General features: G+C 71.0%; 8 protein-coding genes. 5 read left to right on the top strand and 3 right to left on the bottom strand.

The window, feature by feature from the left end:
- Positions 1 to 180: 180 nt before the first annotated feature.
- Positions 181 to 1,227, bottom strand: a complete 1,047-nt coding sequence (locus tag ACFWJO_RS36825; RefSeq protein WP_386872443.1) for a glycosyltransferase family 2 protein — start codon at positions 1,225 to 1,227, stop codon at positions 181 to 183.
- Positions 1,228 to 1,513: 286 nt separating this feature from the next.
- On the opposite strand from ACFWJO_RS36825, the gene ACFWJO_RS36820 reads away from it, so the two are divergent.
- Positions 1,514 to 2,890, top strand: a complete 1,377-nt coding sequence (locus ACFWJO_RS36820; protein WP_386872442.1) for an LCP family protein — start codon at positions 1,514 to 1,516, stop codon at positions 2,888 to 2,890.
- Between the two features lie 147 nt (positions 2,891 to 3,037).
- Here ACFWJO_RS36820 and ACFWJO_RS36815 read toward each other — a convergent pair whose 3' ends face one another.
- Positions 3,038 to 3,571 carry an acyl-CoA thioesterase gene (locus ACFWJO_RS36815; protein WP_386872440.1) on the bottom strand — a complete coding sequence of 178 codons (534 nt, stop codon included), beginning with the start codon at positions 3,569 to 3,571 and terminating at the stop codon, positions 3,038 to 3,040.
- Positions 3,572 to 3,702: 131 nt separating this feature from the next.
- On the opposite strand from ACFWJO_RS36815, the gene ACFWJO_RS36810 reads away from it, so the two are divergent.
- The 4 genes from ACFWJO_RS36810 to ACFWJO_RS36795 all read left to right on the top strand — a co-directional run bounded on the left by ACFWJO_RS36810 (position 3,703) and on the right by ACFWJO_RS36795 (position 7,912).
- A complete protein-coding gene (locus ACFWJO_RS36810; RefSeq protein ID WP_386872439.1) occupies positions 3,703 to 4,971 on the top strand; it encodes an LCP family protein in 1,269 nt (422 codons plus the stop codon).
- 143 nt (positions 4,972 to 5,114) lie between these two features.
- Positions 5,115 to 5,564, top strand: a complete 450-nt coding sequence (locus tag ACFWJO_RS36805) for a hypothetical protein (protein WP_386872437.1) — start codon at positions 5,115 to 5,117, stop codon at positions 5,562 to 5,564.
- Between the two features lie 7 nt (positions 5,565 to 5,571).
- Complete coding sequence (locus tag ACFWJO_RS36800; RefSeq protein ID WP_386872435.1) at positions 5,572 to 7,380, top strand: alpha/beta hydrolase; 1,809 nt, start codon at positions 5,572 to 5,574, stop codon at positions 7,378 to 7,380.
- A 4-nt stretch (positions 7,381 to 7,384) separates the two neighbouring features.
- Entirely contained in the window at positions 7,385 to 7,912 is a 528-nt protein-coding gene (locus tag ACFWJO_RS36795; protein ID WP_386872434.1) for a hypothetical protein, read from the top strand.
- 64 nt (positions 7,913 to 7,976) lie between these two features.
- Here ACFWJO_RS36795 and ACFWJO_RS36790 read toward each other — a convergent pair.
- Positions 7,977 to 8,071, bottom strand: a 95-nt coding sequence (locus ACFWJO_RS36790) for an acyl-CoA dehydrogenase family protein (protein WP_132919430.1), incomplete at its 5' end; no start/stop codon positions are given.

The raw sequence follows: 8,071 nt of genomic DNA, 5'->3' as shown, positions 1-8,071 counted from the left end.
GGCCGGGTCCCTCCGAGAGGGACCCGGCCACCGCCGTGTCGGGCGCCGCATCGGGCGCAGGATCAGCCGGTCCCGGACCGAGTAGACCGGGTGAGCCGGGTGAGCCGAGTAGACCGGGTGGGCCGAGTAGACCGGGTGGGCCGGACCGGCTGCCTCAGCCCCTGGCAAGGCCCGGGCGGGCTAGGCCGCCTCGGCCGGCTCCGCCGTCGTCTCGCCGGCCTTCACCACCGGACGCCTGCTCGCGATGACCTTCTTCGCCAGCGAGCGCGGGCTGGTCAGGAAGCCGAAGCCCCACGACATGTGCATGGTCGCCAGAGCCACCGGGATCTGCAGCCGCGCCTTCAGCGACAGGCCCTTGCCGGCCACGACCGAGCCCGCGGTGATGGCCGCCAGGTAGCCGGCCGGGATCACGAAGCCGAGCGGGGTGAGCACGGCGCCCACGACGATGCCCGCGGCGATCGCGCAGACCGCGGTCGGCGGGGCCAGGTAGCGGAGGTTGATGGAGCCCTCGTGGTAGCGGGCCACCACGTGCCGCCAGCGGCCGTAGTCCTTGTACTGCTTGGCGAGCGCGCGCACCGAGGGGCGCGGGCGGTACTGGACGCGCAGCTCGGGCGAGAACCAGATCAGACCGCCGGCCTCGCGGATGCGGAAGTTCAGCTCCCAGTCCTGGGCGCGGATGAACTCCTCGTTGTAGCCGCCCTGCTGCTCGAGCGCCTCGCGGCGGAACACGCCCAGGTACACCGTCTCGGCCGGGCCGGCCGCGCCACCGGTGTGGAAGGACGCGTTGCCGACGCCGATCTTCGAGGTCATCGCGGCCGCGACCGCGTCCTCCCAGGCGTTCTCGCCCTCGGCGTGCATGATGCCGCCGACGTTCATCGCGCCGGTCTCCTCCAGGAGACGCACGGCGGTCGAGATGTAGTTGGGCGAGAGCATGCCGTGGCCGTCGACGCGTACCACGATCGGGTGACGGGACGCCTTGATCGCCGCGTTGAGGGCGGCCGGCGTGCGGCCTGTGGGGTTCGGCACGGTGTGAACCCGGGCACGCTTGTCGGCGTTCTCCCGGACGAGTTCGGCGGCGATCTCGTCGGTGCGGTCCGTGGACGGGCCGAGCGCGATCACCACCTCCATCTCACCGTCGTACTCCTGCTCCAGGATGTGACGGACCGAGTTGCGCAGATGCCGCTCCTCGTTGAGGACCGGCATGATCACGGAGACGGGGGGCAGCATGGATTCCTCGGGGGTCCGGGGGTCGTCCCCCGGGAGGCAGCAGTATCGCGTGCCACGTTACCGCGAACGGGGGACACGGTCGCGCGCCGCCGGGGGCGATGCCGGGTGGCGCTGATCGTATGGGCCTACGGTGCTCACGGTCCCCCTGTCGTACCAGCGGAGGTGTCCACCGGTGACCGCACCCTCCCGCACGCCCCGTCCTCCCCGGCCCGCCGCCCGCCGCGTACCCGCTCCGGCTCCGGCACCGGCCCGCAGGCGGCGCCGGTCGAGACGGCCGCGGTGGGGCATGCGGGCGGCGACCACGCTCTCGGTCGTGGTCCTCGCCGCCGGGGGCATCGGGCACGCGGTGGTGACGAGCCTGGACACCGGCATCAACCGGATCGACCCCTTCAAGGACATGAAGAACCGGCCGCAGGCGGGGCACGGCATGAACGTCCTCGTCGTCGGCACCGACGGCCGCGACCGGATCGGCGAGGAGGAGCGCAGGAAGTACCGGCTCGGCGGCGCTCCCTGCCACTGCACGGACACCGTGATGCTCGTGCACATCTCCGAGGACCGCGAGCGGGCGAGCGTGGTGTCGCTGCCCCGCGACTCGTACGCCGAGATGCCCGAGCACACCGACCTCACCACCGGCAAGCACCACCACGCGCACCCGGTGAAGCTGAACGCGGCGTACGCGGAGGGCGGGCCGGGGCTCACCGTGCGGACCGTCGAGTCGATGACCGGGGTGAAGATCGACCACTACCTGGAGGTGGACTTCACCAGCTTCATGAAGACCGTGGACGCGGTCGGCGGCGTGCAGATCTGCACCACGAAGCCGCTGAAGGACCCCTACACCGGGCTCGACCTGCCGGCCGGGCCGCACGAGCTGGACGGCGGACAGGCGCTGCAGTACGTGCGCTCCCGCCATGTCGACGGGGCCGCCGACATCGGGCGCATGCAGCGCCAGCAGAAGTTCCTGGCGGCGCTGATCGACCAGGTCACCAGCGGCGGGGTGCTGCTCAACCCGGTGCGCTTCCGCGAGGTCGCCTCGACGACACTGAGCTCGGTCCGGGCCGACCAGGGCTTCGGTACGGAGCAGATGCTCGCCCTCGCCAAGGCGATGCAGGGCTTCTCGCCGGCGTCGTCGGAGTTCGTGTCGGTGCCGATCGGCGACATGAGCTTCCCGGTGAAGGGGATCGGCTCCACGGTGAAGTGGGACGCGGCGAAGGCGCAGAAGCTGTTCCAGTCGCTGCGCGAGGACCGGCCGCTGGCGCCCGCCCGGGCGGCCGCGGCCAAGGGGCCGCTGCCGGTCGACGTGGACGTCGCACCGGGGACGATCCGGGTCCAGGTCTACAACGGGACCCGCACGGACGGGCTCGGCGGCCGGGTCGACGCGGCCCTGCGCGGCACCGGCTTCGACACGACGCGCGCGCCGAGGACCGCCGACGGCGGCCGGGAGCAGTCGCGCACCCTCGTCGAGTACGACCCGGGCTGGGACCGCTCGGCCAGGTCCCTGGCGGCCGCCCTGCCGGGCGCGGAGCTCCGCCCGGTGAAGGGCCAGGGCGCGACCCTGCGGGTCACGGTGGGCGCGGACTACAAGGGCGTGACGCCGGTCCGCGAGCGGGAACGGCAGACGGGCCAGTTCGAGGCGGTCAGGGGCGACCAGGTGGTGTGCCCGTAGCCGGGGGCCGGGGCGAACCGTGAGGTGTGCCCGTAGCCGGGGGCCGCCGCGGGCGCAGTCACCGACCGGGCGATCACGTGCCGCCCGTAGCCGCGGGCCGGGGCGGCCGGCCGGTCTGCCCGTGCTCCTGGGTGCGGGCGGAGGGGCTCAGTCCTCGTAGCCCTCGGCGGCGCGGCGCTCGCGGAGTTCCTTGATCGCGCGGCGGCGGGCCAGGCGGTGGGTGCGGCGGATCTGGGCCTCCTGGTAGCGGCGCTTGTCGCGCTCGGTCTCCGGGAGGACCGGCGGGACGGGCCGGGGCTTGCCGTCGGCGTCGACGGCCGCGAAGACCAGGTACGCGGAGCCGACCTGGGTCGCGGGCGCGGACTCGTTCCAGCGCTCCGCCATGACCCGGACGCCGACCTCCATGGAGGACCGGCCGGTCCAGTTGACCTGGGCCTTCACGTGGACGAGGTCGCCGACCCTGACCGGCTCCAGGAAGACCATCTCGTCCATGGAGGCGGTGACGGCCGGGCCGCCCGAGTGCCGGCCCGCGACCGCGCCCGCGGCGTCGTCCACCAGCTTCATGATCACGCCGCCGTGCACCGTACCGAGGAGGTTGGTGTCGTGGCTGGTCATGATGTGGCTGAGGGTGGTGCGGGAGGCGGAGGTGGGCTTCCCCGGGATGTCGCCCTGATCTGTCATGCCCTCTACCTTATGCCCGCCCTTGGACCAGGTCGCGGCGCCGTCCGGTTTGCATCAGCTTGGCAACAGCGCCGGCCCGATTCCCCACCCGCCCTGTCGGGCCGGCGGGACGGACCGGCAGACTGTTCCGCATGAATGACTGGCCCGACGCCCAGCCCGAGGGGCCTCGCCGGATGCGCCACGTGCAGCGCCCGCAGGTCCCCCCGCAGCAGCCGCAGCAGCAGCGGCAGCCGCAGTACGACCAGGGCTACAACCCGAGCTTCACGCAGGCGCAGGCCTCCGGGTACGACTCCGGTTACAGCTCGGGCCAGGTCTACGGCGGCCCGCAAGGCCCCGGCCGTGGCCCGGGCGGGCCCGGCGGCCACGGCACCGTGCCGCCGCAGTACGCGCCGCCGCGCCCCGGCGGCGGTGCCGGCGCGCCCGACTGGCGGCGCCGGATCAAGATCGGTTCGATCGTGCTCGCCGTGGCCGTGGTCGGCTGGAGCGTCGGCACGTACGCCTGGGCCAGCTCGAAGATGCGCAACGAGGTCGACCTCGCCAAGGTGATCGAGCGCCCCTCCGAGGGCGACTGCACCACGTATCTCATCGTCGGCTCGGACAGCCGTGAGGGCATGACGGCCGAGGAGAAGAAGAAGCTGCACACCGGCTCCGCCGAGGGCAAGCGGACCGACTCGATGATGATCCTCGCGGCCTGCTCCAGCGGGAACACGATGATCTCGCTGCCGCGTGACTCCTGGGTGACGATCCCGTCCTTCGTGGGCTCGGAGTCCGGCAAGAAGTACGCGGCGCGCGGCGGCTCCAAGCTGAACGCCGCCTACGCGATGGACGGCCCGGAACTGCTCGTCCGCACCGTCGAGTTCAACACCGGCCTGCGCATCGACCACTACGCGGAGATCGGCTTCGCCGGCTTCGCGAACATCGTGGACGCGCTCGGCGGTGTCGAGCTGAACATCGAGAAGGGCTTCAAGGACAAGAAGTCCGGCGCCGACTTCCAGGCGGGCACGCAGACCCTCAACGGCGAGCAGGCCCTCGCCTTCGTCCGTACCCGCTACGCCTTCGCCGAGTCCGACCTGGCCCGTACGAAGAACCAGCAGAAGTTCCTGTCGGCGCTGGCCAACCAGGCGGCGACGCCGGGCACGATCCTCAACCCGTTCCGGCTGTACCCGACGCTCGGGGCGGGCCTGGACACGCTGATCGTGGACAAGGACATGTCGCTCTACGACCTCGGCAAGATGTTCTTCGCGATGAAGGGCATCAGCGGCGGCGACGGGAAGTCGATGAACATGCCGATCGCGGGCAGCGCGCCGCAGGGCTCCCTCAAGTGGGACATGCCGAAGGTGAAGCAGCTGGTCGAGCAGATCAGGAACGACGAGAAGGTCACGGTCACCTCGGACCGCTGACGTCTACGGCCTGCGGTCGGCGCCCTGTTCGGGCGCCGACCGTTTGATTTCATCCAGCAAATCCGGGAATCATGGCGCCGGTCGCCACGGGCGGCAGCACGGGGAAGGCGCGGGGACAGCGCGGGGAACGGGGAGGTTCGCGAATGCCGTGGGACGAGTGGGAGCAGCTGAAGGCGGAGACGGCGGCGCGCCAGTCGTCGTCGATGCGCCTGAACCAGCTGCCGGCGGACCCGGGAGGCGGCGGGTACTCGGAGGACCTGAAGACGGACAAGCGGGCCTGGGTGAAGGCCGGCGAGGGCGTCTCGGGGCTGAAGGAGGGCGTCACCACGGCGCTGACGAAGCTCGACTCCGGGCAGGCGGGACTGGGTGACGGCCAGGGCATCCAGAGCGCGGCGGCGCAGAAGGAGTTGTACGACTCCTGGAAGAAGTACCTCGGCGACGTGAGCGGCCGCTGTGAGGCGCTGGGCAAGGTGCTCCAGCAGTCGGGTCACGACCTGGCGAAGCCGGACGACGCGGTCAAGCAGGACCTCGACGCGCTCGCGAAGAAGTACGCGGACACCGAGGCCGTCGGCGGCCAGGCGAAGGAGAAGTGACCGCGCGATGGATCTGGAGACCTTGCGGGCCTTCAAGCAGGCCGAGTACGAGGAGGCCGCGGACGGCTACCGGGCCGTCGGCGACGCGGCCATGACGGCCAAGGACACGATCGACACGAAGATCTCCGCGGGCATCCGCGGCGAGCTGGCGGGCAAGGCCGCCGAGGCCGCCCTGGGCGAGCTGAAGGAGCTGTCGAAGAACTTCCACTACGCGCAGACCGAGTGCGGTCTCGTCAGCACCGCGCTGAATGGTTTCGCCTTCGACCTCGGCGCCGCGAAGCGGAAGCTGGACGCGGCGATCGCCGACGCGCAGGCGGCCGGCTGCACCGTGAACCCCAACGGTTCGGTCAGCTTCCCGGCGGGCGCGAAGCCCGGCGCGGACAAGCCCGCCGAGGGGGGAACGGTGACGGGCAGCGCCGGAGGCACCGAGACGTCGGACGCGATCGAGCGCCAGGCGATCAACATCCACCCGAACCCGAACTACGGCAAGGCGCTCGAGTTCGCGAACCGGATCGCCGACGCACTGAAGGAAGCGACGGACGCGGACGCCAAGTGGGCGCCGAAGCTGCGGGCGCTGAAGGCCGACGACGACCTGAAGGTCACCGACCGGGACTGGGCCGACACGCAGTCGGACATGGGCGGGGTGAAGGACGCGGGCAAGAGCTACCTCGACTCCCTGCCGCAGCCGCCGAAGGACGGCAGTCCGAAGGACAACGCGGCCTGGTGGAAGGGGCTCGACGCGGACCAGCAGGCGGCCTGGCTCTCCCTGCGGCCCGAGGCGGTGGGCGCGCTCGACGGACTGCCGTCCACGGTGCGCGACGAGGCGAACCGCGTGGTCCTCGCGGAGAAGCACGGCCAGTACCAGACGGAGCTGAACTCGATACCGAAGCCGCCCGCCAACGAGTGGACGTGGATCACCGCCGGCATGTACCCGTCCAAGGTGCACACGGACGAGTGGATGGCGTGGGACAGGCAGTACGGGGACCGGTACCGGGAGCTCACGGGCGCGCTCAAGGGCATGGACGCCATCCAGGGGCGCTTCGACCGGACGGGCGTCAAGGGCACCCCGGAGGCCTATCTGCTCGGCTTCAGCCCCGAGGGCAACGGACGGGCCATCGTCGCCAACGGCAACCCGGACACGGCCGACCACCAGGCGGTGTACGTGCCGGGCACGACGGCGAACCTGAGCGCCATCGACGGCGACATCAAGCGGATGGAGCGGCTCTGGAGCGTGGCCAACGGTGCCGACAACGGCTCGGTGTCCACGATCACCTGGCTCGGCTACGACGCCCCGCAGAACATCGTCAAGGACTCGCCGTTCAGCCACTACGCCAATGACGGCGCCCCGGCCTACAACCGCTTCCTCGACGGCCTCGACGCCTCGCGTGCGGTCGACACGGACCCGCACCGCACGGCGATCGGCCACTCGTACGGCACGACCCTGATCGGTTCGGCGGCCCGGCAGGGGGACCTGAACGCGGACGACGTGATCTTCGCGGGCAGCCCGGGCGTGCAGGTGCCCAAGGCCGAGGACATGGACGTCCCGAAGGGCCATGTCTGGAACGAGGAGGCAGACTGGGACTTCGTACCGGACGTCGGCCGGTTCGGGCACGGCGGGACGGACTGGGACGGCCCGTGGACGATTCCCAGCGACGCACGCTTCGGCGCCAACCAGATGACCACGGACGGCTCGGGTCACAGTGACTACTGGAACGAGGGCTCCACGAGCCTGGAGAACCAGGCTCTGGTCGTCGCGGGCAAGCACGACGACGTGAACCTGAAGCCGCCGCCGAACCCCACGCCAGGAGTGCGCTAGTCAGATGAAGATCAAGACGGGCGCGTTCGCGCTCCTCGTGTCCCTCGCCCTCACGACCCTCACTGGATGCAGCATGACCGACGCCAAGGATTCCGACAGCCCTCCGGCCGCGGGCGTTTCCACGACGTCCGACGCCCTGGACGCGGCGGAGAAGGTCTCGAGCGAGCTCTACGACCTGATCGGCCTCAAGGGGAAGGCGACCGAGCCGGGCCCCGGTGTCAACGAGTGCCAGGGCAAGGACCCGGAGAAGTACTTCACCACGTTCCACTCGTGGACCTTCACCCCGGCGTCGCCCGGTCAGCTCGACGGCGTGATGGAGCGGCTCAAGGAGCAGCTCCCGAAGCACGGCTGGAAGGTCGTCGAGTTCGGCCCCGACACCAGCAAGAACAAGAACGTCAGGATCCTCGCCGACAACGACGCCAAGAAGCACAGCGTCAAGATCACCCACTGGGCCAAGGACAACCCGCCGAAGCTGAACGTCTTCGTCGTCTCCGGCTGCTACCAGGTCCCGGACGGCCAGAAGGTCGACTAGTCCCGGACACGCAACGGCCCCCGGCACCGGCGTGCCGGGGGCCGTTCGTTTCCCGTGGGGGGAGTTACGGGAGGTTGCGGGCCATGACGATGCGCTGGACCTGGTTGGTGCCTTCGTAGATCTGGGTGATCTTGGCGTCGCGCATCATGCGCTCGACGG

It is taken from the genome of Streptomyces sp. NPDC127092 (assembly GCF_042722475.1).
In the GTDB taxonomy this organism is placed as follows: domain Bacteria; phylum Actinomycetota; class Actinomycetes; order Streptomycetales; family Streptomycetaceae; genus Streptomyces.
Note: the sequence above shows the minus strand (reverse complement) of the source record. Positions and strands in the feature narration are given on the sequence as shown.

Bases quoted from the DNA above. Each gene is read 5' to 3' on its own strand.
- ACFWJO_RS36825 (WP_386872443.1), bottom strand. From the start codon at position 1,227: ATGCTGCCCCCCGTCTCCGTGATCATGCCGGTCCTCAACGAGGAGCGG.
- ACFWJO_RS36805 (WP_386872437.1), top strand. From the start codon at position 5,115: ATGCCGTGGGACGAGTGGGAGCAGCTGAAGGCGGAGACGGCGGCGCGC.
- ACFWJO_RS36820 (WP_386872442.1), top strand. From the start codon at position 1,514: ATGCGGGCGGCGACCACGCTCTCGGTCGTGGTCCTCGCCGCCGGGGGC.
- ACFWJO_RS36795 (WP_386872434.1), top strand. From the start codon at position 7,385: ATGAAGATCAAGACGGGCGCGTTCGCGCTCCTCGTGTCCCTCGCCCTC.
- ACFWJO_RS36810 (WP_386872439.1), top strand. From the start codon at position 3,703: ATGAATGACTGGCCCGACGCCCAGCCCGAGGGGCCTCGCCGGATGCGC.
- ACFWJO_RS36800 (WP_386872435.1), top strand. From the start codon at position 5,572: ATGGATCTGGAGACCTTGCGGGCCTTCAAGCAGGCCGAGTACGAGGAG.
- ACFWJO_RS36815 (WP_386872440.1), bottom strand. From the start codon at position 3,571: ATGACAGATCAGGGCGACATCCCGGGGAAGCCCACCTCCGCCTCCCGC.